Below are 25,103 nucleotides of genomic sequence, written 5' to 3'. Positions count from 1 at the left end.
TAATAACACGTAGACTTTATATTGAAAAATAAATTAAAATGAGCGAATGTAGAATTTTATTACGTACAAAAAATGCGATCGCAGTCGTTGATTTAAACACAAGATAGAGACTCGACACTATTTAGAAGTACAAGTATAATAAATTGTTTAGCCTGATAATTGCTTTACATAAACCAGATTCAACTTTAGCAACTCTTTAAAGGATTTACCGCAAAAGTTACCTAGCAAGAGTTGACTTTAAGTCTCAATAATTGAAAGTAGAGTGTAACGCTACCGGTTATTATTTCGTGCAGCGAGTTAACAGTGCATGAGCTATTGCATAAATCCGACCTGTCCTAATCCAGAGAATGTAGCATATAGCCAAAGGTGTGAAGCTTGTGGGTCACAATTACTGTTGCGCGATCGCTATCGGGTATTGAAGCCATTAGGTCAGGGTGGCTTTGGCGCAACCTTTTTAGCCCGTGACGAAATTTTGCCAGGAGAACCAAGTTGCGTAATCAAGCAACTACGTCTTTCAACCACAGCACCCCAGGTTTTGCATATGGCGCGAGAACTGTTCGCGCGAGAAGCCAACACCCTTGGCAAAATTGGGAATCATCCCCAAATACCACGATTGTTAGACTATTTTGAGGAGCAAGAACAGTTTTACTTAGTTCAGGAATATATTAGCGGTTCGACCCTCCAGCAAGAGGTGAAACTGAATGGTACTTTTAGCGAAGCGGGTGTCAAGCAATTTTTAAGCGAAACTCTCCCTTTATTAAAATACATCCACGATCAAAAGGTAATTCACCGTGATATCAAGCCAGCCAACTTAATTCGCCGTTCTCAAGATTCGAGAATGGTACTCATTGACTTTGGCGCGGTTAAAAACCAAGTGACTCAAGCGACAAGCAACCAATCAGGACATACAGCCCTAACTGCATATTCAATTGGTACTCCTGGTTTCGCACCTCCAGAGCAAATGGCGATGCGTCCAGTTTACGCTAGTGATATTTATGCACTTGGAGTCACCTGTGTTTATCTTCTAACTGGTAAAACTCCCAAAGACCTAGATTACAATCCCAACACGGGTGAAGTCATGTGGGAACATTTAGTACAAGCCAGTGACCACTTGATCCTTGTTCTGCGAAAAATGTTAGAAATCTCTGTTCGCAATCGCTATCATTCAGCTACAGAAGTTCTCAAAGCATTGGAGCTAGAGCCATATTTAGAAAGCTTGGCTGGTGGATTGCTAGTTAAATCAGATCCTAATCCTAAAGAGCCAACATACCATCGCCCAGAAGATTCTGCGGTTTTGCATAGCAACCCTTCTGTTGGGGCTACAGGCTTAGGGGTAGCACAGGTAGCAGCCGCCATTCGAGCTAGACGCGCCAAAATCGGCGATGGAACTCGATTAGATGGTGGAGGGACACGACAAGGAGTTCCACCTGCTAAAGCAACAACGCCAGCTAATAGCAACAGCAATAGTTCGCAAAGCCCCAAATCTAAAGTTGGACGTAGACTAGATACCCAAACTTTACTAACAGCCTATTTGAAGGGAAGACGAGATTTTGCTCTACATAATTTAAACTTGCTCAATCTCCAAGGTGTAGACTTATCATCTACCAATTTCCATTCTTGTCAATTCCAAAATACTAATCTTCAAGGAGCTAATCTCCACAATAGCGATTTTGGTAGAGCTAGTTTAACTCGTGCCAATTTAAAGGATGCTAATCTCACTAAAGCTTACTTAAATCATGCAGATTTAGAAGGCGCAGACCTACGAGGTGCAGACCTCAGTAATGCTTATCTCACTAATGCTAATCTCCGAGGCGCGAATTTATGTGGTGCTAATCTCACCGGGGCAAAAATTTCTGATGAACAACTAGCATTAGCTAAGACTAATTGGATGACGGTACGCCCCAATGGTAAACGGGGTTTATTGTGATGTGAAAAACGGAGGGAATAGGTGACAGGTGACAGGTGACAGGTAAATACTGTTCTGATAAGAGTATTGGTTGGGTTGAGGAAGGTAGGCGCAGCCTTTCCTGCGGAAGGCTAGGGGAACTCGTAGAGTAACCCAACAATGTATTGTTCACATAATATATTTTTCTTGCTTCAAGGTAATATTATTTCTTGTAAATTTAGAACAATTATTCTATACAAGAAATAGTTGCTTTTATTAAAGTTTTTATAAAAATCACCTGTGAAAATTAGCTGTCAATAATTTATCATAATATTAAGGAATAAGTTCTATTAAAAATAGCTTTAAGTATTGCAGTTATGAAAACCAATTTTAAAAACCAGGAACTAGAGCGGCGTTTAAATTTGTATCAGGTATTTCTAGCTTTATATGAACGTCATGGTCATCTTCTAGATGAAATTCTTCAGCTAGAAAATATCTATCAGCCTTCATTGACAGAGCTAAAATTGCGTTATGTGCAGGGCGTTGTAGATGATTCATCTGTTTATGTGATTACTAATCTGTGTAACAATCAGACGCAAACTCTCCAACAACAGCAACAGGTTTGGACAATAGGCCGCGATCGCAGTAATGGTATACGCACTGATGATCAACATTTATCTCGTTATCACGCCGCCATTCAGTACATTGAGAATCAAGGCTTTTACTTAGTAGATTTTCACAGTACAAATGGTTCTTCTGTCAATGGTGAAACTGTCTATCAACCAGTCAAACTTAAAGATGGCGATCGCATTCGTTTAGGAAGCTTGACTTTTAATTTCTTCTTAAGTCATCAAAGTCGTATTTTACCAACATTACCAACCGATTTACTCGCCCAATTAATTCCACTACCAGCAGATATTAAACAACAGAAATTAAGTGATAATACTGCTTGTCAAGAGCAAGTTGAACTAGCAAACCTTGATGAGACTTTACAAATTTCTCTAGATTGTGCTTGGGGTAGATTAGAATACGGGCGGGATGGTTTACATGAACAGCAAAAATCAGAAATTTTAGACAGATATTTTCAACAACCAACAAACTTTAATGTTGGTTTGTAGTAAGGACTTTAGTCCTTTCTTCTAGGAGAGATTTGTTGAATATGTATAACAAAACGCTACCCGAAAAATATCAGGACTAAAATCCTGACTACGAACGAAAAAAAAGATTACTCTTATTTAGAGTAATCTTGTTCATCAATAGCCAGATTTTGAATTAAATTCTATTCTTCCTCTGCATCAATATCTTCATCTTCTTCATCTTCTTCATTGACTTTAGCCACAGAATTTGCCGAAACAACTGCGCCCTTGTCTAATTTTTCTCGCACTAGTTTCTTAATTTGTTCAGAAAAATCTGGCTTTTCCTCTAGGTACTTAATAGCGTTATCTCGACCTTGGGAAATGTTATCGCCATTGTAACTGTACCAAGCTCCTTTCCGAACAAGAATACCAGTTTCTTCGGCTAAATCCACTAGACAACCTATAGTAGAAATTCCTTTCCCAAAAATAATGTCGAATTCCGCTATTCTAAAAGGTGGTGCAACTTTATTTTTAGCAACTTTGACTTTAACGCGGTTGCCAAATTCATCTGTACCCTTTTTCAAGGTTTGAATCCGGCGAATATCCAAGCGCACTGACGCGTAAAACTTCAACGCGTTACCACCGGTAGTAGTTTCAGGGCTACCGTAGGTGACACCAATTTTTTGGCGTAACTGGTTAATAAAGATGACGGTACAACCAGATTTACCAATATTGCCAGTGATTTTACGTAGAGCTTGACTCATCAGTCTGGCTTGCAAACCAACGTGAGCATCACCCATATCCCCTTCAATTTCGGCGCGGGGAACTAAGGCTGCTACTGAGTCAATAACTACAATGTCAACGGCGGCGGAACGTACTAATTGGTCAACTATTTCCAAGCCTGCTTCACCGGTGTCAGGTTGAGAAACCAGGAGATTGTGAATATCTACACCTAAAGCCGCAGCATAGGTAGGGTCAAGGGCGTGTTCTGCGTCTACAAAAGCAGCAATGCCACCTTCTTTTTGTACTTCTGCGATCGCGTGCAGTGCTACAGTCGTCTTACCGGAACTTTCCGGCCCATAAATCTCAATTACCCGTCCCTTGGGTAAACCACCACCCAATGCTAAATCCAAAGTCAACGCCCCTGTGGAAATTGTCTCTACCCGCATCCGGGTAGCATCCCCCAGGCGCATGATTGCTCCTTTACCGAAGCTGCGCTCAATCTGGTTAAGTACCATCGTTAGAGCTTTTTGCTTGCCGGAAGTATCGGTATTGATAGCCATTCGTGCCTCTATAAGTATATGGATTTAAGATGTGTGGGGTTTAGAGTTTGAGTAGAACAGATATACTATTTTAGCCGGAAATTTCTGTAATAGGACTTCTCAAATTAAAAAGTAACTGTGACAAGATCCTAACCTGATTGCTACGTGATTGGGGTAGGGGCATTGTAAAAATTTTGAAAAAGGTAAGATTTTGAACTCTGATTTACGCAGAGGGACACTAAGGAGATGGCGGTTATAGGGGAGAGTCATTGAGTAAACGCTGAGTTGAGTTTATAAGGTTGTCATGAGATTGACGTTGATGTTTCAGCGTGCTAAAGGCCTGGATGATGGGAGTTAAACAACGCTTCGCGTCTTCATATCCACGCTTTTGCAGTTCTGCTAGGCGTTCAGCACTGAAATCTAAGAAAGTATCAATTAAGCCAATGATTGGCGTATCCGATTTATTGATTGGTAATTCTGGTCTAATTTCGATGATGCTTTGTTCTGGAAAGTCGTGGCGATTCCAATGTACTCCATTTTGCAGATGAATGATAATCGCATGAGTACAGCCACGCGCAGCTAAAGCTTTTAAAGGAACATTATCAGCTAAACCACCATCAACGTAAGCCTGGCCATTTATCTTGCGACTGGGAAAGGCTAGGGGAAGGGCTGCACTTGCTAGAAGCACGTTGTAGAGAGTTTCATCATCTGTGAAATCTTGTACACATAGCCAATGAACATCTGTCCCGGTGCGTGCGCGAATCAAATCAACCAGCAAATTGTTACCCAAACCTGGAATGTTCAGGGAGGGAAAGACTGTCACCCATAATTCAATCCCACGGCGCAAGTTATCAGGATTAACAGTTTGTCGTAATAATTGCTCAATAGGCGCAGGGTCAAAGATGGCGGTAGAGTCTTGCAATAATCCTTGTTTTAGTAAGAAATCAAGTGTCCATATTCGCAATGTTGGGACAAAAGCTTGAGTAGTGTAACTGAGTGTACGGAGAATTGTACCCGTATGAGGACGTAAAATCTCTACTTGAGCCAACTGATCCCAGAGTTGATTAAGCTGCTGTACTGCTTCGGTAAAGGTGCGATAGGATGCAAGGACAGCACCATTAAGAGAGCCAATGCTAGTTCCAGCAATGATTTGAGGGACTAGACCGATTTCGGCGATATATTTTAATGCACCAGCTTGATAAGCTCCTTTTGCTCCTCCGCCAGTGAGTACAAGTCCAAATGTAGGGTTAGCAGGTTTCATCGTATCATGGCTAGGCAATCGTTAGCGGTTTCTTGGACAACAGCAGTGATAAATTCCTGTGCATCGGTGGTACGAGATATGTTGTCAATTTGAGCGCGACAGAGTGCGATCGCGCTTTGTCCTGGTTTAATAGGTCTAGCTTCTTCTGGTAGTGTGGCTAATTCCAAACTTGTACCAATTACAAATAAGTAGGGTGTATTAATTAATCGCTGATGTGGAGTAGAACGAATTTCGAGCAAACCAGCAGTTAATTCTCGGTCATTTTTTGTCATTGTTGACCAAGATTGATCTAATAAATCACCAAGTCCAAAGAAACTGTTAGGAAGTTGTTTACTTGTGGACAAAATTTTATTCACCAACAACCGCCGCAAACGCTCTTGATCACCTGTTTCTAGTTCATACTTAATTACAGAACTGCTGAACACTTCCCGCGCTAATAAAGCAACTTGCACAGCCCAAGGAAGGTTTGTATAAGTTTGTCCAGCAGTCCAAGCAGTAACAATATAATCAAAATCTTCATTAGCAGCCACTCGCACTTCTAATTTACGCAATCTTGCTTCAATATTGTTCAGTCTTGTGGTAATTTTTTGAGCTAATAGATTGAGTTGGTGGCTAAGTTGAATTAGTGCGTCTTCTTGGTTCTGTAACCTCTGTTTTTGTTGACGAATCGCGTCACGGGCTTCTAGTAAAGAATTTTGGGTAACTTCCAGAGCAACTTGACTGATGCGAAGTGAATCAGTAAGTTCTAAAACCCAATTACATAGTGCTTCTTGACCAGCAATTAAGTTACCATCAAGCAGGAGTTTACGTTTATTATCACTGCCATCAATTTGATCAATTAGCTGTCCAATAAATCCCCGATTCTTGCGATAGCGGATGATATCTTTGCTAACTTGAATACCGTTTATTAGATCAATTAAGGCTTTGTCACCAACAACAGGAACTCGACGCTGAAGTTCCTCAAGACTTGTAGCAAATGGGCTAGAAATATCAATCTTTTTGTCGTGTGGGGTGTTCATCTTGCCAGCCCCGCTCATATTTGAATTGTGTGGAGAGAAAAGATTGTTCATTTCTTATCCCTTATCAAGTCACTTGTACGTTGCAGATAACTATCTGCTTTTTCGATATTTTGGCTAGCTTCAGTTTGTAATGACTTAAGTTCACTGACTAATTTTTGTCTCTCTTCTGTCTGTTTTTTTTGGTCTTGTTGTGCCTGTAATAAAGTATCACGGTAATTGTTCAAGTAACTATCAAGCTCTGCAAAAAACCTATCAATATGTTGTTTAAAGTCTTCATCTAAATATTTATTGATTCCTCCTTTGATATTTTTAATGCTATCCTCAATTAGCTGATTAGATTTATCAACTATTTCTGGCAGAGAAACAATATAGTAATCTTCTTTTTTATCTGGTAGTTTGACACTTATGTATTCTTTTTTCTTGACTAGCCCAAACCAATGCCAAAAATCTCGCTTTTCAATTACTTTTGTTTCATAGCCTTGATCTACCAATTTTGTTTTCTGGCTGATCCTTACTTGAATATTACCAGCACTCTCATTCTCTAGGTTTGGTGTTGGCAAAGATAAATTAACATGAAAATTTTCGTTTAACCTTTGACGCGCACGCTCAATAATAGGCTTAGTTTCAGTCTCTAATGAGTCTTGTATTTTTTGACGCGATTGCTTAATTTCTTTTTTAGCTTGTTGACGAACATTTTCTAAGAAAGGTTCTATAATGCTAGATTTAGCAGAAGCGATTGCTTGTTCTCCGAAATGTTCTGCTTTTTGCATACTTGTAAATTCAATTATACCGCTAGATGCAGATTTTATCTCAACAAAATTGAATTTTTTAGAAGCCCAGCTAAAAAAACTTTGGGTAATCATACCTCCTTTTTTGATATTGTCTGCCCGTTGATATTCCTCTTCATAGAAATATGTTTTAAGGCTGTCTTGAACTTGTTTTTTGATATCTTCAAGTATTTTTTCAAGCCGTTTGTAAAGATTTGATTTAATACTATCTATTTCTTGTAGCTGATGCCGACATTGTTCTATAGATTGCAAATCTATTTCCAATTCACCAACTTCTTGTCTGATTTTTACTTCATCTGCATTGATAGCACTGCTGCGAAGTTGAACATCATTACTCAGTTCTAAAAGGCGACCATGAGCAACTTTCAAAGATGATTTTAAACAACGAGGTGCGGCTTCTGCCATAAGTGCTGTAATTGCACCATTTAAAAATGGGTCAAACCCTGATTTTTTCCAAAGCCTCTCTGCTTTAGTCTGTAAATCACGTGCTGTAGCTTCCTCAAAGTCTTCTTCCCAATCAATACCAAATACCTGTTCAGCAAGTGCTTTTGCTGTCTTCATATCAGCAAGATTAATATTTGGATTGTGCTGCAATTCTAATAAAAAGCTAGCAGCAGTAAACGCTCTCCTTGCTGATATTTCAAATACTCTACCAGTATCACCAGAATCACCAATGCCAAATTCAGCAGCAACAAACTGTTGTACCTGTTCTGGAGTCATATCTTTTTCTTGGCGTTGGTCAACTTTGTTAATCAACACATATAAATTATCTTTGCCTCGCAATTCAATTACTTTCTGAACATCTTTTCTCACATTCTCAGCAGCTTCATTTTTTAACTGCGTAAAATCTAAAACAATCAAAACAATTGAACTTTTACTAAGTTGTTCAGCAACTACATTCTTTAGGCGAAGATTTTCTCCTGCTTCGTTTGGTCCAGGCGTATCTACAATTACCAAATTACCAAGCTTTGGTTGTTGTTTTGTTTTGTCTAACTGCCAAAAAGGAGTATAAATTCTAGGAGTATCTGTTAAGTATTGTATGGGGTCTGCAAGTGGGTCTAGGATACTGCACAGACGAACAATATCATTTAAGCTAGTTAGAGTGTTAATGATATGGTCACACCCTTTACTTTCGGCTGTAATTGTTAGTCCTACCCATTGTTGAATTTGCTGTGGCATTTTAGCCAAATGTGGATATTGAGCAAGTTTTTCTTGCACTGTCTCCATTCCTAAATCTTCAATTTTATTGCGTAAAGCTAATAGTGTTTCTTGAAAAACTGATAATACCTCTGCACTCAGATGTAAAACTGGCTCTGTCAACTCAGCATTCAATATAATTTCTGTGGGAAGCGTTGTCATAGCTGAGTTACGACTTGGCAAAATCTCCTGTCCAATGATGGCGTTCGTAATAGTTGACTTACCTGCTTTCATTGGCGCAACAATCGCCATTCTCAACTCAAGATGCTTTACTTTTTTAGCTTCGTCTCTAATTTGTTGCTCAAATTCTGCGTATTTATTCCCGGATGTATCAGAACTCAGTGCTGTACTAGCACGATTCATTAGTTCACTTATTTGCTCCAGTAAGTCGATTACATCTGTTTGCAAATCTTGTACATTCGGCTTCAGCACTTCAGCAACCATAATCTTTTTATATTAGCGTTTTTCAGTATACTAATGAAGATTCTGGCTTAATAAGAATGACAATGGAAATAGTAAAAATACTGTAAATGGGACAGAGCCTTTTACATCTGTGCTGAAGTATTTAGCCAATAGCGAGGATTGATGCAATTCATCCAGCACCATTTTTAACTGTAAACGCTAGTTATTTAGTTTTAGTGAATAACCTAAGTTCTGAATCCTTTGATAATGGGATAAATTACCAGGCAAGCAATATCAAGAGTTTTGAGAGCTAATGCTCTCTATCTCTATAACTTCCTTGTGGCTATTATTAAAAGAGAACTAAAAATTATTTCTCTATTTTTATGCCTATTTTAAATTCAGAAATTGAACCAGATTTTGAAGTTTGACATTATTCCAACTCAAAGCTACTGAAGTTTCAATAGTTAAATCCCCTTGTTTAAGGTTAGTCATCAAAGCAGAACCATTTTCAAGACTATGGAACAGGGAATCTAAAAGCTGCAATTGATTTCTAGGAAGAGTATAGTAAACCTTATTATTTTCAATTCTAACTTCTTTTGGCAAAGCCCCATTGGGAAGTTTACCTCCCAAAAATGTTTTCCAACCTGCAATCAGGTAACGGTAAACTATCGACTCAGTGTCAAACTGAGGAGGTTTTAATAAGCGAAGTTCTCCTTCAATATACTCTTTATTAAGAGTTATTTTCTCAGGAGTGAAATGTAATTTTACTTGAACTTTATTGTATTCTATTGTTGCAATAAGCCCCTCCTCAAAGTCTGGTTCTAAGCTTTTTAATTGCTCAACTCTAGATTCGGCTTGTTGACAGAGAAGTAAAATCACTTTTTTTTTCAAAATCAACTGTTTAGCTTCTGAGCTAAACATAATGTATTCTTCTAAACTTCTTTTTAGAAATTCTTTAGACTCCTGAAAAGTTGCTGTAATTTTGTTGAAAATACTCATATTTAGTTATTTAGAGAAGATAAAATTACTGGAAGATATTGTATGAAACTGTTGGCAAAAGTGTTACAAACGCATAAATAAAGGTATTACAACCGCCAACAGTATCAGTCCAAACATAATGATATCCGAGAAATACTTAGGTTTCCATTTATCAGTATTCCCGTAAAATTTGGTTGAATTATCATAATCAGACGATTTTTTAAAGTTGGCAGGACTTACGCAAAATCATGAAAAAACGAACCACAGAGGACACAGAGGACACGGAGAAATAAGAGTTTCAGAGCGTTATTGCGTAAGTCCTAGTTGGTACTGAGTCGAGATGGAGATTGATATTCGTCAAAAGCGTAAAAGCAGAGCTTCTTGTCGCCAGACATCGCTTTTGCCAAATCAAGAGCGATCGCCCTCTGAGTTGTATGTGGCTAAATACCTGTGTCAAGTCTGTTGTTGTGCAATTTTCCTCACGGCTTCAATGTTAATGTCTAACTGTTTAGCGATGTCTTCTACACTGATTCCTGCTTTTAACAGCAACGGCACAGCCTCTAGCTTACCTTCTTCTCTACCTTCGTTTAAGGCTTCTTGATAAACTCTAGTTTGTTTGAGGGCGTTCAGTTTCAACATATTTTCTATCTCTTGGCGGCTTAATAGAGGAAATTTGTAAACTATGATCGTTTCGATTAAATCTATGATGGCTTGGCTAGAGAAACGGTCTGCTATTTCTTGTCTAGTTTTAGTGATCAGTTCTCTAGCACGGTTAGGTGCAGTTGCTTCTGGTTCTACTACTAATTTAAGGTGTCGCGGAAGTCCCCACCTTCAATGTACTCATAAGGTGGGGATAGGGAGCGGGGGATGTTCGCGGAGCGTCACGAAGTGAGGATTGCATCTGGAATTGATTTTTTGCTTATGCAAAAACAAATTCCAGATGTATGACGAATCCCCAATTATTTTATTTTATTTGAGTATTTTACCACAATACACATTTATGGTAGAGTACAGATATCAAGGAGGTGATGTTGAGTGTTACACAAGGTTGTGCAAGTCCGTTTATATCCGTCAGTTGAGCAGCAAATTCAATTAGCACAGGCTTTTGGCTGCGCTCGTTGGTGGTGGAACTACGCTCTAAATAAGTCAATTGAGACTTATAAGGAAACGGGGAAAGGACTTAGCCGTGCAGCACTCAACGCATTTTTACCTGCACTCAAAAAAGCCGAAGATACGGTGTGGTTATCTGATTGTTACAGTCAAGTTTTACAGGCTACAACACTCAATCTAACCACCGCCTACAAAAACTTTTTTGCAAAACGTGCTGGATTTCCTAAGTTCAAGTCTAAGTTTGGAAAACAGTCTATTCAATATCCTCAAAACGTATTGGTTGTAAATGGTGATGTCAAGCTCCCCGGAAATATCGGGATAGTCAAAGCCAAAATACACAGAGCGATTGAGGGGATAATAAAAACTGTTACTGTGAGTAAAACGCCGTCAGGGAAATATCTTGCATCTATACTCACTGAGGTAGAAGGAGAAAACCCTGCTGTTTCAGAGGGTAAAATTTACGGCATTGACTTAGGGTTGAAGCACTTCGCTGTTGTAACCGACGGTGTTCATGTTTCCAAATATGATAATCCTAAACACCTTGCAAAGCATGAAAAAAATCTTAAGCGCAAACAGAAAAAATTAGCGCGTAAACAAAAAGGAAGTAAATCAAGAAATAGATATAGAAGAGTTGTTGCCAAGGTGTACGAGCGAATTAGTAATTCGCGGCAAGATTTTCTGCACAAACTTAGTTATAAGTTAGTCAGCGATAGCCAAGCTGTCATAGTAGAGAATCTTCATGTCAAAGGCATGGTGACGCTCGAAGACTCGCTAACGCTTCGCTATCGTAATCACAAGTTGGCAAAATCAATATCTGATGTGGGCTGGGGAACATTCACCAACTTTCTAGCCTATAAGCTAGAGCGCAGAGGCGTGAAGTTGATTGAAATTGATAGGTGGTTTCCCAGTTCCAAGCTCTGCTCTAATTGTTTCTATCAACTTAGTGAGTTGTCATTGGATGTCCGTGAGTGGACTTGTCCTCACTGCAATACTCATCATGACAGGGATGGAAACGCAGCGATAAATATTAGAGCAGAGGGCATCAGAATGATCAAGGCGGAAGGTTCAGCCGTCTCTGCTGTAGGAGGGGAGGTAAGTCCTGTTCTTGGGCGAAAGTCTAAGTTCAGGCACTCCCCCGCGATTACAGAAGCTCCTAGTTCAGCCGTTCGCGCAGCGTGTCGCAGACAAGGCAACTAGGAGTAGTTCACTGATATCGATACCCAAGGTCTGGGCGGTTGGTTCGATTTCATTCAGATATACTCTTTGAACTTGGGGACTGTCTAACAATATTTGATGTAATCTAGTTTTATTTGGTTCTAGAGAACGTTTGGGGTAGATAATCACGACATACCAGTCATAAATATCTGGATTTTGGTCTATATAGAAGAATAGCTCTGCAAATACCCTATGATATAGCAATTCATCTTTTTGGAATTGCACCTCGCAAAAATAGACGGTTTGATCGGGATTGTTGGCTGTTGGTAGAAATACTCCATCAATGCGAAAAGCTGTTTGTTTGATTTCTACTGAACGAAATTGATAACCTTGAGCATGATTGGCAGAGTATCCGATTAACTCAAAGAAAATACTAGGAAACTCAGCAAATAATTGATAAAAAATACTGTCAGTCTTCACTGTAAATGCTGGATGTAGAAGAAAGGCGTTATGTTGATTCTAAGTGCATAGTGGGTTGAAATAATATGAATCTTGACTTTCCTGATACCACTTTATCTGTAGCAGGAATCACCGAATATATCCAAGTCCTGTTAGAAGAAAATCCTATCCTGCGACAAGTTTGGGTAATTGGTGAAGTATCGAGTGCAAATCAGCATCGGAGTGGGTTATTTTTCACCCTACAAGACCCCGATCGCACAGCCTCAATTAAGTGTGTGACGTGGAATAGTCAAGTTAATAAACTAATGCAGCTACCTACTGTTGGGGAACAAATCATTATTTTAGGTAGTATTCGCTTATATCCCCAAAGAGGAGAGTATCAATTAACAGTATGGCAAGCTTTACCGGCTGGTGAGGGTTTGCAAGCACTGCGCTATCAACAGTTGCGTAATCGCTTGCTAGCTGAGGGTTTATTTGATGTTGCTAGAAAGCGATCGCTTCCTCTGCATCCTCAAACGATCGCTGTTGTCACATCTCCAACGGCGGCGGCTTGGGGAGATATTCAAAGAACCCTCAAGCAAAGATATCCAGGGTTACAGATTTTATTTTCACCCGCTACAGTCCAAGGTGAGCAAGCAGCAGACTCGATTGTTAAAGCTATTGAACGCGTAGAACGAGATGGACGCGCGGAGGTATTAATTTTATCGCGGGGTGGGGGTGCAGTGGAGGAATTGGCTTGTTTTAATGATGAACGAGTAGTTAGGGCGGTGGCTGATTGTTCTATACCAGTAATTACGGGGATTGGTCATCAACGGGATGAGTCGTTAACAGATTTAGCGGCGGATGTGTGTGTACATACACCCACGGCGGCGGCGGAAACTGTTGTCCCTTCTCTGTCAGAGTTGTATACTCAGCATCGGCAGCGATTTGATGCTTTATATGATGCGTTGCTAGCTTCTCAGAGTCAAGCTGCTTATAAACTGCAAACCTTGCGCCATCGGTTGCGAAATCTGCGTTTAGATAGACAAGTACACCAAGAAGTTCAAAAACTGACTTGGGAACGTCAACGATTGCTGCAACTCACTAAAGGGCGATCGCAGCAAGCACAACAACATTTAGAATTATTACGGCAAAAGTTAGCCACTCTCGACCCCAAAGCCGTGTTACAGCGTGGTTATGCTGTAGTCAGACAAGAAAATGGTGCGATCGCCCGTGCTGCTCGTGAACTGACTGTAGGGGAAGAATTATTGCTGCAATTGGCACAAGGTAAAGTGAAGGTGAAGGTGGTGGAAGTAGATGATAAATAAATGGTCGCGCAATGCACCAATATTAATGGTGCGTTAGGGCAAAAATATTGATTTTCGCTATTTTTATTTATCTTGTGCCGTAACACACCCTACTGAATATTTGGTAGATCAATTTTTGCTAAATCATGGGGATTTATCTGTGGTTTAATGTTAGTAAAAAGTTATCAATTCACTGGTTAAAAATCAAGACAAAATAAATGGTTAGACGTAAAACATCATCTAATTCTGAAGCTTTACCCGACTGGAATTATGAGGAAAAAGTAGCAGAAATAGAAAAAATTATCGCTCAGATTGAATCGGGTAATTTAGAGTTAGAAGCTGTATTTGATCAGTTTGCTAATGCAGTTGAATACTTGCAGCAATGTGAAACTTTTTTACAGCAGAGACAAAAGCAGGTTAATTTATTAATTGAAACTTTGAGTGATGAGTAGTGAGTAATGAGTAATGAGTAATGAGTAATGAGTAATAACTTGAACTTTTCTCTATACCCTTAAAAATCATCATCATCTACTGCGTCATCTGCCCATTCAGATGTACTGGTTTCTGATATGTCTTCACCTTCATCTGTAAATCGGATTATTTGCCCATCAAAAAATTGTGCTAGACGCTGGGCTGCGATCGCAACTTCATCTGTTTCCCAACTGGCTAGAGGTGGTGGGCTAGGTGGGGGTGTGGGTGTTTTCGCGCCGCCTGTAAATTTGGCTGCTGGTTCGGGTTTAGCTGGGGTGGGTGTGGCTGCTGGTGGCGGTGGTGTGGCTGCTGGTGGTTTGTGGTTGTTGTAAGTAGGTGGGGGTGACTGCTTGACGGTGTGAGAACCGTTACCGTTAGTTGGCGGTGTTTTCTTCGCACTAGGGGGAGTCGATGTATTAGCTTTTTCTAGACTGACTTGAATTTCTCGATTGAATGTCTGTTGAAAAGCAGCCGTAATCATCGGTAAATCAGATTTCACTTTGTCAAACCACACAGGTCTGACACCAACACGCACTACAGCACCATCAAATTCAATCAAATGACACATTTGACCTAACAAGGCGCGTCTGGGTATTTGCTGAATATTACTCAATACCTGCTGCCAAATTTGAGCTAAATCAAATTCTGCTGTCTCAACAGTTTCTTCCGTAGGTGGTAAGGGTTTCTCTTCTGGGATGGAGGGAGGCGGGGAAGATGACGTAGGAGGGGCTACTTTTTCCTCTGGGATGGGGGGACGTGATGGAGGAACAGAAGAAAGTGGAGGCGGTGGCGTTGCTGGGGCTACTTTTTGAGGTGGGATTTGTGGGGGTACTGATGAACGCTGATCGCTAAGTGATATTACGGGTAATATCCCTGTAGCGACTGGCTGAATATTCGCACTGGGTAATAATCCTAGTAATGTCACCTCTAGCCATAATCGTGGCTGGGTAGTGTTTTTAATTTGCAGTTCTGATGTTTGTAGGTGTTTTTGACCCAGCAGAATATTAGTTATCGGTAAAGACTGGGCGGACTCAACTAGTGCTTTCCAGGTTTGTTGGGTACAAGCGACTAAATCAGGACGATTAGGTGCGGTTTTAGCTATGAGTAAATCGCGGTAGAAGGCGGCGAGATTTTGCAGAATAGTGAGGGGTTCTCGACCACGATCTAAAATTTGGCGAGTTCGTTCTAATACTGCTTCTGGGTTATCTTGGGCGATCGCATTTAATAATCCCAGCAAATCCTGTTCACTGACTGCACCAACTAAATCCCAGACTCTTTCCGGGTTCACTTCCCCCGGTAATAAAGCCAACTGGTCAAGGAGACTTTCCGCGTCCCGTAATCCTCCCTGGGACAGTTGACCTACTAGGGTTACAGCTTCTTGTGAAATACTAATATTTTCCTTGGAGGCGATCGCACTTAAATGCTTCACCATCGCCCCTAACTCAATTCGTCTAAAATCAAACCTTTGACAGCGCGAAATAATTGTTGGTAATACCCGTTGTGGGTCGGTTGTCGCTAGTACAAAGACTACGTGCCTAGGTGGTTCTTCTAATGTCTTAAGTAGCGCATTGAATGCCGCACTACTGAGCATATGGCATTCATCAATCACATAAACTTTATAACGACACTGCACAGGGGCGAATTGGGCTTTTTCAATCAATTCGCGGATATTATCGACACCAGTGTTACTGGCAGCGTCAATTTCAATTACATCTAAAGAGTAACCCTTGGTAATGCCTTGACAAACATCACAAACGCCACAGGGTTCAGCCGTGGGTTGATCACCTTTGAGACAATTGAGAGACTTAGCCAAAATACGCGCACTAGAAGTTTTACCCGTTCCTCTAGGGCCAGTGAACAAATAAGCGGGGGCAATTTTAGCTGTACGGATAGCATTAATCAGAGTGGTAGCGATCGCTTCTTGCCCCACCAGTTCAGCAAAACTCTTTGGGCGATACTTGTGGTGCAGGGGTTCGTAAGACATGGATCAAAAATTCTATGCCTTTGGTAGTTGACAAAGCCAAAAGCCTGACAAGTATACCAGTTTTACTCTTTTGACTAAACTTAGCGGTTGAGTAAGAATCCGTTTCTATCCCCACTCATAACTCATAACTCATAACTCATAACTCTAGGACTTACGCAGTGATACGAATAATCAAGGGTTTGGGCGGGGGTATAGGGGTATAGGGGTGTGGGGGTGTAGGTGTTCAAAACCCTTACACCCCTACACCCTCATACCCTTACACCCCTTCTTCACAAATAACCTCTGTGCGTAAGTCCTGAACTCATAACTCATAACTCATAACTCAGCACTCAGCACTCAGCACTAAATCTATGGTTAAAGCATTTTAAACTTTACCCCTCATCTTGACGACTGTGGCATAACCTAGAAGAGACAATAAAACTGACTCACTTATATACATTTTATTGATCGGCGTAAAGCGACGGTACAGTGCTATGGCGGCACAAGCGTCTACTGTAGGTGTTGGGCTTCGCCCCACCCTAGGCGATCGCTAAAATCTCAAAGAAAACAATAGTAGATGGTACAGCAAATGCTCAGGCGGCTAATCCAGTGGTTTAAAAGACTTTTTCAAGGTTTGTTTGGTAAAAAATCAACTCCTGCAAAAGTTAGCGAAAACATCTCAACACAACCTGCACCACCCCTCACCGATACAGATTTAGAATTTCTGTTTACGGAATTTTTAGAAGGAGTACATCAGGCGCGGGGACAAACGTGGGCATTACGGTGGCTGCAAAATATTCAGCATCGCGTCACAACTGAACGGTGGATACAGTGGTTAAAGCAGTTTGGGGAAAAATTGCTAGCATCACCCTCCCCCAACAATGAATTAGCCGCGCGATTAGTGCAACTAGGTGAGTTGGGCGTAGGAGAAATAGGAGATGTAGCCTATGACACTGGTATGCAGATGCTAACCCGCAATCAGGGTGAACCCATCTGGGAATATGAAGGTCCTGACGCTGTTAGTACAAATATACCACAAATGGATAACGAATCAACTCCAGAAGCTTCTCCAGAGGAAGAATTACAAACCGTCACCCTTGATGAGTTGTTTGTGATGTTGCAACAAGATGAAAACTTACGGCAGCAAATGGCTGAACAACTGTCCATTGAAACAGATGATCCCCAAGTGATTGTTGAGACATTAGTCAATCAATACTATGCGGCTAGTGAATCAAATACTGATTGATCAATTCAAAATTCAAGAAATCATGGGAATTGGGCATCAGCTATACTGCCCAGTCCCCAGTCCCCAGTCCCCAATCCCCAATCCCCAGTCCCCAATCCCCAAGAACAAAAACTGGCAAAGTTTTGTATATTTTTGATAACTATATGACGGAGAACTCTGACAATTTCAGTATATTTCACACAAATCATGATAGATTACGATTTTTTCAGCACAACGATGGCTACAATCTAGGGTAAACAAAATCCAAGAGTATAGCAGATGCTCACTCGGCTATTGCAGTGGTTTAAAACAATAGATACACATCCCGTTGCTAGTAACCAGACTGGTTCTTTTAAAGCTGCAAGGGAAGAGCAGGTGGTAGAATTGCCGCCTGAATTAACTAATGCGGATCTGGAACTATTGTTTACGCAACTTTTAGAAGGTGTGTATCAAGGACGAGGACAACAATGGGCAATCAAGTTTTTAGAGAGGATGGAAGACCGCATCAGTATTGAGCGGTGGATAGATTGGCTGTTGATCTTTGGTGAAAAATTACTCCTGTCCCCTGCACCCAGTCATCTAGTAGCTACACAGATGGTGCAGCTAGGTGAATTGGATATCGGTAAAGTCGGTGAACTATCTTATGAAATTGGTATCCAGTTGTTGAATAAAGATTCTGATGACTTGTCCCAAGAGTATCAACAGCTAGAAACATCTGATTTTAAAGGCAGTGAAACTACTGAAATCGCAATAGAGTCTCCCGGACAAGAATTAATCCGTAATTTGGGTGATCTTTTATGGGAGACTGAAGAACCAGAAATTGTCTTAGAAAGTGGGAGTGATGAAAATACCCAAGTTCTCGCAGAAAGCAGTTCTCAACTCTGGACGGAAGTTACTGAAGCAGGTTATACAGAAACTACGGAGGAATCGTTTTGGCAAGATCCGCCTCAAGCGAGTGAAGTGGTTGAAGAAAGTTATACGGAGAATTGGCAATATCAGCCGCAAGAATTTGAGTTTGTAGCACCGAGTGAGCCTGTTGTAGCTGCGAGTATAGAAAACTTAGCAGAACTGAGTTGGGAATATCTCCCCCAAGCAATCGTTCTCTCTACTCCGGCGATCGCTATACCAGCCGAAGAAGATGTCATCAGTAACTTGAGTGAGGTGGTATTTGATGATTCAGCTACAGCACCAGGCGCAGTTGTATTATCCACTCAAGATAGTTGGGATCAATCCTTGGCTAATTTAGAGCCAGATGTCGCTTATACCTTAGATGAGTTATTAGTACGATTGGATCAAAGTACCAGTTTAGTCCAACATTTGGCGGCTAATTTAGCAGTCCAGCCTCACCAACTCCCAACCATTACCGGCGAGTTTCCTAGTCCTTTAGTGCAGGCGCAAGCATGGTTTTACCAAGGTTTGCAGCAGGCTAAAAGTGGTGATTTGGCAGAAGCGATCGCCTCCTATGAACAAGCGATTCAACTCAATCCCCACTCCCATGAATATTGGTTCAATCGCGGTTTAACTTTATTTCACTTGGAACGGCTGACGGAAGCGATCGCCTCTTATGATCAAGCGATTCAACTCAAACCCGATTACTACAAGGCTTGGTATAACCGGGGGGGGACACTAGGACAATTAGGATTATTTGAAGAAGCGATCGCCTCTTTTCAGCAAGCGATCGCCATTCATGCTGATAACCCCGAAGTTTGGGCTAGTAAGGGTTGGGCAGAATTAAAGACGGGGCAAATTACCGAAGCCATAGCTAGTTATGACCAATCCCTGCAACTAGAACCCCAAGACGCAGAAAATTGGTATTACCGAGGTATCGCCCTCAGTATCAACGAACAAAATCAAGCTGCGATCGCCTCTTACAACAACGCCTTAGAAATTCAACCAGACTTCCACGAAGCTTGGATTGATCGGGGTGTAGTATTGTTTAATTTAAAACAGTGGTCAGAAGCGATCGCCTCCTGGGACAAAGCCCTGGCGAGTCAACCGGATTTTTACTTAGCTTGGTATAATCGCGGTATCGCTTTAGACAACTTAATGCGACGAGAAGAAGCGATCGCCTCCTATCAGCAAGCTATAGCCATTAAGCCAGATTTCCACTTAGCTTGGTATAACCAAGCCGTAGCATTATTTCATTTAGAACGATATTTAGAGGCCATATCTTCCTACGACAACGCCTTAAAAATTAAACTCGACTATTGGGAAGCTTGGATTGGTCGAGGTACATCTGTTGGTCAAATTGACACCGATGATTTAAATTTATTAACTGCGATCGCTTTAACTAATCCTGCCTTAAACCAGGGTAGTTATGCAGGCAAAATAGCCAGTTATGAAGAAGGTTTAAAACACATTCGTTCCGATACCCACCCAGAAGGTTGGGGTAGATTACATCTAGCAATTGGTAATAGCTACTACGAACAAGGTAAGAAACAGCAGACATCTCGTAACGATTGGCACAAAGCTATAACTGAGTATAATCAGGCACTATTAACCCTCACCAGCCAAGATTTCCCCCAGTTACATTTAGATGTTTTACAATCTCTCATCAAAACACTTTTAGGACTCGGACAAACAGCACAAGCACAAGATTTACTGCAACGCGGTACAAATTTATTACAATACTTACTCAGTGAATCAACTCGCTCTGATGACAGTAAAAAACAGCTAGCTCTCAAAGTGGCTGGATTGGCACAAATGACAGTTGATATCACTGTAGAACACGGTGATTTAGTAGAAGCGTGGGAAATAGCAGAACATGGTAAAAACTATTGTTTAAATGCTTTAATATCTGGTGGAAATCCAAATATTTCTCCCCTCAATTATCCCTCCGTTCAAGCATTACTTAATCCCCAAACAGCGATTATTTACTGGCATATTAGCCCAGCTGCTCTACATACCTTTATTATTAAAGACCAAGCTCCCTCACCAATTCTGGTTTTTACCCCCATAAAAGATGTCGAAACAAACAGTACACAACTTCAAGATTTACCTTTACCAGAAGCAACCAGACGGCTAATAGCCTTTGAAAATTGGCTAGAAAATTGGCAGCGAGACTATCAAGAATATCGCCTGCAAGCGCAAGATCAAACCAGCAAAAGTAATCATACTTGGCGGTTAGAAATGGAGGCGCGACTGTGGGAATTAAAAGACATTCTGGAGATTGACACAATTATTCCGGAACTAGAAGATATCACCCAATTAATCTTAGTTCCTCACCGTGATTTACAAAGGTTGCCTATTCATACTCTTTTCCAGATTACTCCAGAAGAACAGCCGAATATAGAGTCAAACTTTAGCATCACCTATCTACCTAATATCCAAATAGGTTTATCTATACGCACTGCAAATATTTGGGATTTAGCAGAGCAAGCATTACTAAGTATTGAATATCCTACAAATAGCAATCATTCTACCTTCAAATTTGCTAACCTGGAATCAGAAATTGTCTGCCAGATGTTTAACGAACCTCACCGTATCCAAGCACAAACAGCGACTAAAGAGAATGTAGAAAATAATTTATTTGATAGGTACTTTAGTAATTACAATATCTTCCATTTTGCTGGACAGGTAATTAATAATCTGACTGAACCTACCACGTCAGAATTAGCACTCGCAGGCGAAGATAAACTCACCCTAGCAGAAATCATTCAAGGTAATCTAGAAACATATAATTTAGTCACCCTTTCCGCCTGTGACACCACAATTACTAGTCCCCAAATCATTACTAGTGAGTATGTAAGTTTAGTCAACAGTTTTCTGGCTAAAGGTGTACCCTATGTCTTAAGTACCCTCTGGACTGTAGAATCATCTGCCAGTGCTTTAGTAATTATAGAATTTTACCGCAGACTACAATTATTGCGATCGCCAAATCTAGCCTTAAGTGCAGCCACAAAATGGTTAAGAGAGTTAACAGCCTTAGAATTAACTCAATGGTATGAAGACTTACTCAATCAATTACATCCCCAAGAGTTAAAAATCAGGTCTTATGTAGCCACCCATCTTTATAGAATCAGTAAAATGGAGCGAGAGAAAAAACTGTACTCTCATCCTTACTATTGGGCAGCTTTTACAATTACAGGTAAACCCATGCAAAGTAATTTATAATTCGTAATGGGCTAACGCCCCGCTCCGCTCTAAGCGCAGCTATGCCGCAGGCTTTACGTAATTCGTAATTATAATCAATCGAAGATTAAACTTTCTCCTATTTTATAGCGTTTCCTAATCACATCCCGGATTTCTCACCAATTATTGCAACCTCAGTCCAGAGTCCGTAGGGGCGGGTTGAGCGAAATCTTCGTGAATGATTCGAGCATATCTGTGAACCCGCCCCTACTGTTTGTGAGAAATGCGGGTTGTGTATACACCGTAGATTTCTACAGGGGGACTTAGGGGGATATCAATCAATAAAAAATAGAAAATCCATACCGAAATTTATGTGATGCGGTGTGGATTTATGGTTATATGTTAGCGTTATGGCTGGGCTAGTTTAACTTCAGGCGTTTTGGGAAAATTTGAAGCGGTGAAGGTAGCGTTTCTGTAAAATAATGGTTGCAACGTTGGTGAGCAAGCAGGTAATTGCTAAACCTAACAAAATATAGGTGGGAGACATTACCACATTAGCCATGAACCAAGTGTATACGTGTAGTACCATTAAGACTGCAAAAATACTTGCAATGCTAGCAGATTGCCAAAGTTGAAGAGTTGGGCGACCGATTACAGCCAAAATAATGGTTGACAATGTAGCTAGTAAATTGGCTGGGACAATAAACGCACAAATCCCCACGCAGTTAGCACGGGAGAATTCAGCTAAGTTATGAAAATCGAGCATTAATCTGTTGGGATAATGTTGGCATCTAAAACTCAATATATTTTTAGATATATCAACTTAACTCAGCATATATCTAAAGTATATGCTTGTACATATACTTAACATAAATTAAAAGACATCAGTCTATAATTATGCTTTTAATACATAATTCCCATGATTTAGCAATGAATCAGGTGGGTATTACCCACCCAGATGACGATTAACCCATCAAAATCACAGTATCGATAACGTGGATGATACCGTTATCTGCTTCAATATCTGCCGCTAAAACTGTGGCGTTTTTGACCTCAAAGCCTTCAGAACAATCAATCTTGATAGGTGAACCCTCAACAGATGTGACTGTACCAAGTTTGGCTAAGTCAGCCTGTTTGAGCTTGCCAGGCACGACATGATAGGTGAGTATTCTGGTTAACTGGGGAATATTCTGCACCAAAGTTTGGATAGTTCCTGGCGGTAATTTAGCAAAAGCATCATCATTAGGTGCAAAGACAGTAAAAGGGCCAGGACTTTTTAATGTTTCTACTAAACCAGCAGCTTGAACAGCAGTCACCAAAGTTTTAAAAGCATCAGCACTAACTGCAATATCAACAATATCAGCCATTTTTTTACCTAATTATTGGGGATTGGGGACTGGGGACTGGGGACTGGGGACTGGGGACTGGGAAAATAGATTTTCATCTTGTCTCCTGCCAAAAATTTTAAATTATTGTGAAACAAGTTTAATTTTTATGAATAAATTATTTCAAACTATGACAATAAATAAAATCCGCGATGTAGTTGATTTTTAGACACTGGTCTATGATAGTCATCAGAAAATTTTGGGCAAAAAATTATGAGTGAACAGCATCGCAAATATGGCATCTTGGGGACTGGTGCATTAGGCGGATTTTACGGTGCTAAGTTGCAAAAAGCTGGTTTTGATGTTCACTTTTTACTCAAGAGTGACTACGAACACGTTAGTCAGCACGGTTTAATCGTCGAGTCAAAAGACGGTGACTTTACCCTTCCCCAAGTGAACGCCTACAACGATGTCGCCAAGATGCCAAAATGCGATGTGGTAGTAGTGGCACTAAAAACGACTCAAAATCATTTGCTACCGCAGTTATTACCACCTGTTGTTAAAGATGGTGGAGTGGTGTTGTTGTTACAAAATGGACTAGGTGTAGAAGAAGAAATAGCCCAAATTCTTCACAAAGTTCATGTAATTGGTGGTTTGTGCTTCCTATGTTCCAATAAAGTAGGGTCAGGGCATATCCGGCATTTGGACTACGGACACATCACGTTAGGGGAATATATCCCCAAATATTCTTCGGCTGGAATTACAGAAAGGATACAGCAAATAGCCGAAGATTTCCAAAGCGCAGGAATTGGGATGGAATTAGCAGAAGATTTATTACTGGCGCGTTGGAAAAAACTGGTGTGGAATATTCCTTACAATGGTTTGTCTGTAATTCTCAACGCCAGCACTGACGAATTAATGACAGATAACCACACTCGTACATTAGTTGAACAAATCATGTATGAGGTGAAAGCTGGGGCGATGAGTATGGGGCGAATGATTCCCGATAGCTTCATCCAAACCATGCTAGATTACACCATCAAGATGACCCCTTACCGTCCCAGCATGAAAATCGACTATGATGAACGCCGCCCATTGGAAGTAGAAGCAATTTTAGGCAACCCATTAGTAAAAGCCCAAGCCGCAGGGGTCAACTTACCACAAATTAGCTTTCTCTACCACCAGTTAAAATTTATTGATGCGAGAAATCAGAAGTGAAAAGTTAATAGTCAGTAGTAATGGTTAACTATTGTAAAACATATTAATACTGGTAGACTAGCAGATAAAACTTTTACCGAGCAACGTCCAGCCAATACGCAAGTGATTTTACAAAGGTTAGCCCAGATTGAAAAAGCTTTAAATCCACCAAAGGTTACTAGGAGAACAAATCCACCTAGAGTTGCACCAACTCAGCCAGTAAATCCACCCCAGCGACAAGTCAAAACCCCAGCACCAACTCTACCAGTAAATCCACCCCAGCCACCAGTCACAACTCAAACTACAACCGTTGGATGGGGATTGTGGCGGCAATGGATGTTAGCAAATACTGTGGCGTGTTTTGTATGGTCAGTTTGTGTAAATCTGATAGGGATTGATGTACATAACGTTGTACAGTTTGCCTTATTGGGTACTTTGTTAGGAGCTATGCAATGGTTAGTACTGAGGCGGTTATTTTCCTGCAAGTGGTGGCCATTGGTAACAGCTTTAGGCACAGCTCTAGGGTGGTTTTTGGGATATCAGACGGGATATGCGATTTTCTCTTCTTGGGGATTGACAGGTGCATTAATTATAGGGTTTGTGGTATGTGGTGTTGCACTCGGCATAATGCAATGGTTAATTCTGAAGCTGCAAGTCTCTCGTGCTGAATGGTGGATTATAGCAAATGCAGTGGGGTTTATTGGTATATCGTATAGCGTTTATTTTACTTGGTCGTTGGCTGGAATAGTTCTTACTACAGTGGCTTGTACATTTTTTAGTGCGATTACAGGCGGTGTGCTAGTTTGGCTGATGAGACAGTCTGCTGTGAAACATTAAATTTGTAAGACGGAGGCGACTTTTTCGATAAAATATGGCAAGCGATCGCCTCTTCTCATCATTACAGGCGATCGCCCCTACCTGGTAGAATCTGATATGCGATCGCCTCTTCTCATCATTACAAGCGATCGCTATT

The 25,103-nt window shown here is 40.7% G+C and carries 19 protein-coding genes and 1 pseudogene; 9 read left to right on the top strand and 11 right to left on the bottom strand.

All coding sequences use genetic code 11. From position 1 onward, the window contains the following. Positions 1-307 precede the first annotated feature (307 nt). Together L6494_RS02810 and L6494_RS02805 are read left to right on the top strand one after the other, a co-directional pair. A complete protein-coding gene (locus L6494_RS02810; RefSeq protein WP_237991350.1) occupies positions 308-1,927 on the top strand; it encodes a serine/threonine-protein kinase in 1,620 nt (539 codons plus the stop codon). 335 nt (positions 1,928-2,262) lie between these two features. After that, positions 2,263-3,003: an FHA domain-containing protein gene (locus L6494_RS02805; protein ID WP_237991349.1), complete on the top strand. Its 741-nt coding sequence runs from the start codon at positions 2,263-2,265 to the stop codon at positions 3,001-3,003. Between the two features lie 161 nt (positions 3,004-3,164). Here L6494_RS02805 and recA read toward each other — a convergent pair whose 3' ends face one another. From recA to L6494_RS02770, 7 genes and pseudogenes are all read right to left on the bottom strand, one after another. Continuing rightward, the gene (gene recA / locus L6494_RS02800) at positions 3,165-4,244 is read right to left on the bottom strand and encodes a recombinase RecA (protein WP_237991348.1); all 1,080 of its coding nucleotides are present in this window, start codon (positions 4,242-4,244) and stop codon (positions 3,165-3,167) included. 232 nt (positions 4,245-4,476) lie between these two features. After that, positions 4,477-5,484, bottom strand: a complete 1,008-nt coding sequence (locus tag L6494_RS02795) for a patatin-like phospholipase family protein (protein WP_237991347.1) — start codon at positions 5,482-5,484, stop codon at positions 4,477-4,479. Beyond that, the gene (locus tag L6494_RS02790) at positions 5,481-6,503 is read right to left on the bottom strand and encodes a YjcZ-like family protein (RefSeq protein WP_237991346.1); all 1,023 of its coding nucleotides are present in this window, start codon (positions 6,501-6,503) and stop codon (positions 5,481-5,483) included. The genes L6494_RS02795 and L6494_RS02790 overlap by 4 nt, the downstream gene beginning before the upstream one ends. A gap of 47 nt (positions 6,504-6,550) precedes the next feature. Beyond that, positions 6,551-8,932 (bottom strand): dynamin family protein, encoded by a 2,382-nt coding sequence (locus L6494_RS02785; protein ID WP_237991345.1) that lies wholly within the window; start codon positions 8,930-8,932, stop codon positions 6,551-6,553. A gap of 345 nt (positions 8,933-9,277) precedes the next feature. Next, positions 9,278-9,889 (bottom strand): hypothetical protein, encoded by a 612-nt coding sequence (locus tag L6494_RS02780; RefSeq protein ID WP_237991344.1) that lies wholly within the window; start codon positions 9,887-9,889, stop codon positions 9,278-9,280. Positions 9,890-10,321: 432 nt separating this feature from the next. Then, positions 10,322-10,507: a hypothetical protein gene (locus tag L6494_RS02775; RefSeq protein ID WP_237991343.1), complete on the bottom strand. Its 186-nt coding sequence runs from the start codon at positions 10,505-10,507 to the stop codon at positions 10,322-10,324. A 54-nt stretch (positions 10,508-10,561) separates the two neighbouring features. Next, a pseudogene (locus L6494_RS02770) lies at positions 10,562-10,624 on the bottom strand (hypothetical protein); the annotation flags it as partial. Positions 10,625-10,903: 279 nt separating this feature from the next. Here L6494_RS02770 and L6494_RS02765 point away from each other — a divergent pair. After that, positions 10,904-12,175, top strand: a complete 1,272-nt coding sequence (locus L6494_RS02765; RefSeq protein ID WP_237991342.1) for a transposase — start codon at positions 10,904-10,906, stop codon at positions 12,173-12,175. On the opposite strand, the gene L6494_RS02760 is transcribed toward L6494_RS02765, so the two are convergent. Further along, the gene (locus L6494_RS02760; RefSeq protein WP_237991341.1) at positions 12,137-12,613 is read right to left on the bottom strand and encodes an Rpn family recombination-promoting nuclease/putative transposase; all 477 of its coding nucleotides are present in this window, start codon (positions 12,611-12,613) and stop codon (positions 12,137-12,139) included. The genes L6494_RS02765 and L6494_RS02760 overlap by 39 nt on opposite strands. Positions 12,614-12,678: 65 nt before the next feature. Here L6494_RS02760 and xseA point away from each other — a divergent pair, with 65 nt between their 5' ends. Both xseA and xseB read left to right on the top strand, forming a co-directional pair. Beyond that, positions 12,679-13,899, top strand: a complete 1,221-nt coding sequence (gene xseA, locus L6494_RS02755) for an exodeoxyribonuclease VII large subunit (protein WP_237991340.1) — start codon at positions 12,679-12,681, stop codon at positions 13,897-13,899. Between the two features lie 197 nt (positions 13,900-14,096). Further along, positions 14,097-14,330, top strand: coding sequence for an exodeoxyribonuclease VII small subunit (xseB, locus tag L6494_RS02750; protein WP_237991339.1), 234 nt, complete (start codon positions 14,097-14,099; stop codon positions 14,328-14,330). A gap of 59 nt (positions 14,331-14,389) precedes the next feature. Here xseB and L6494_RS02745 read toward each other — a convergent pair whose 3' ends face one another. Further along, positions 14,390-16,333, bottom strand: a complete 1,944-nt coding sequence (locus L6494_RS02745; RefSeq protein WP_237991338.1) for a DNA polymerase III subunit gamma/tau — start codon at positions 16,331-16,333, stop codon at positions 14,390-14,392. Positions 16,334-16,889: 556 nt separating this feature from the next. Here L6494_RS02745 and L6494_RS02740 point away from each other — a divergent pair. Together L6494_RS02740 and L6494_RS02735 are read left to right on the top strand one after the other, a co-directional pair. Further along, positions 16,890-17,558: a hypothetical protein gene (locus L6494_RS02740; RefSeq protein ID WP_237991337.1), complete on the top strand. Its 669-nt coding sequence runs from the start codon at positions 16,890-16,892 to the stop codon at positions 17,556-17,558. A 258-nt stretch (positions 17,559-17,816) separates the two neighbouring features. Then, a complete protein-coding gene (locus L6494_RS02735; RefSeq protein ID WP_237991336.1) occupies positions 17,817-21,650 on the top strand; it encodes a CHAT domain-containing protein in 3,834 nt (1,277 codons plus the stop codon). A gap of 388 nt (positions 21,651-22,038) precedes the next feature. On the opposite strand, the gene L6494_RS02730 is transcribed toward L6494_RS02735, so the two are convergent. Both L6494_RS02730 and L6494_RS02725 read right to left on the bottom strand, forming a co-directional pair. Next, complete coding sequence (locus L6494_RS02730) at positions 22,039-22,374, bottom strand: hypothetical protein (RefSeq protein WP_237991335.1); 336 nt, start codon at positions 22,372-22,374, stop codon at positions 22,039-22,041. A gap of 199 nt (positions 22,375-22,573) precedes the next feature. Next, positions 22,574-22,975: a fasciclin domain-containing protein gene (locus L6494_RS02725; RefSeq protein ID WP_237991334.1), complete on the bottom strand. Its 402-nt coding sequence runs from the start codon at positions 22,973-22,975 to the stop codon at positions 22,574-22,576. A gap of 231 nt (positions 22,976-23,206) precedes the next feature. Between L6494_RS02725 and L6494_RS02720 the strand changes: the two genes are divergently transcribed. Continuing rightward, positions 23,207-24,151, top strand: coding sequence for a putative 2-dehydropantoate 2-reductase (locus L6494_RS02720; protein WP_237991333.1), 945 nt, complete (start codon positions 23,207-23,209; stop codon positions 24,149-24,151). A gap of 102 nt (positions 24,152-24,253) precedes the next feature. Beyond that, positions 24,254-24,967, top strand: a complete 714-nt coding sequence (locus L6494_RS02715) for a hypothetical protein (RefSeq protein ID WP_237991332.1) — start codon at positions 24,254-24,256, stop codon at positions 24,965-24,967. Positions 24,968-25,103 lie beyond the last annotated feature (136 nt).

Source organism: Nostoc sp. UHCC 0870 (genome assembly GCF_022063185.1).
Lineage (GTDB): Bacteria > Cyanobacteriota > Cyanobacteriia > Cyanobacteriales > Nostocaceae > Trichormus.
Note: the sequence above shows the minus strand (reverse complement) of the source record. Positions and strands in the feature narration are given on the sequence as shown.

Bases quoted from the DNA above. Each gene is read 5' to 3' on its own strand.
- xseA (WP_237991340.1), top strand. From the start codon at position 12,679: ATGAATCTTGACTTTCCTGATACCACTTTATCTGTAGCAGGAATCACC.
- L6494_RS02790 (WP_237991346.1), bottom strand. From the start codon at position 6,503: ATGAACACCCCACACGACAAAAAGATTGATATTTCTAGCCCATTTGCT.
- L6494_RS02720 (WP_237991333.1), top strand. From the start codon at position 23,207: ATGAGTGAACAGCATCGCAAATATGGCATCTTGGGGACTGGTGCATTA.
- L6494_RS02810 (WP_237991350.1), top strand. From the start codon at position 308: ATGAGCTATTGCATAAATCCGACCTGTCCTAATCCAGAGAATGTAGCA.
- L6494_RS02785 (WP_237991345.1), bottom strand. From the start codon at position 8,932: ATGGTTGCTGAAGTGCTGAAGCCGAATGTACAAGATTTGCAAACAGAT.
- xseB (WP_237991339.1), top strand. From the start codon at position 14,097: ATGGTTAGACGTAAAACATCATCTAATTCTGAAGCTTTACCCGACTGG.
- L6494_RS02735 (WP_237991336.1), top strand. From the start codon at position 17,817: ATGCTCACTCGGCTATTGCAGTGGTTTAAAACAATAGATACACATCCC.
- L6494_RS02740 (WP_237991337.1), top strand. From the start codon at position 16,890: ATGGTACAGCAAATGCTCAGGCGGCTAATCCAGTGGTTTAAAAGACTT.
- L6494_RS02780 (WP_237991344.1), bottom strand. From the start codon at position 9,889: ATGAGTATTTTCAACAAAATTACAGCAACTTTTCAGGAGTCTAAAGAA.
- L6494_RS02730 (WP_237991335.1), bottom strand. From the start codon at position 22,374: ATGCTCGATTTTCATAACTTAGCTGAATTCTCCCGTGCTAACTGCGTG.
- L6494_RS02805 (WP_237991349.1), top strand. From the start codon at position 2,263: ATGAAAACCAATTTTAAAAACCAGGAACTAGAGCGGCGTTTAAATTTG.
- recA (WP_237991348.1), bottom strand. From the start codon at position 4,244: ATGGCTATCAATACCGATACTTCCGGCAAGCAAAAAGCTCTAACGATG.
- L6494_RS02725 (WP_237991334.1), bottom strand. From the start codon at position 22,975: ATGGCTGATATTGTTGATATTGCAGTTAGTGCTGATGCTTTTAAAACT.
- L6494_RS02795 (WP_237991347.1), bottom strand. From the start codon at position 5,484: ATGAAACCTGCTAACCCTACATTTGGACTTGTACTCACTGGCGGAGGA.
- L6494_RS02775 (WP_237991343.1), bottom strand. From the start codon at position 10,507: ATGTTGAAACTGAACGCCCTCAAACAAACTAGAGTTTATCAAGAAGCC.
- L6494_RS02745 (WP_237991338.1), bottom strand. From the start codon at position 16,333: ATGTCTTACGAACCCCTGCACCACAAGTATCGCCCAAAGAGTTTTGCT.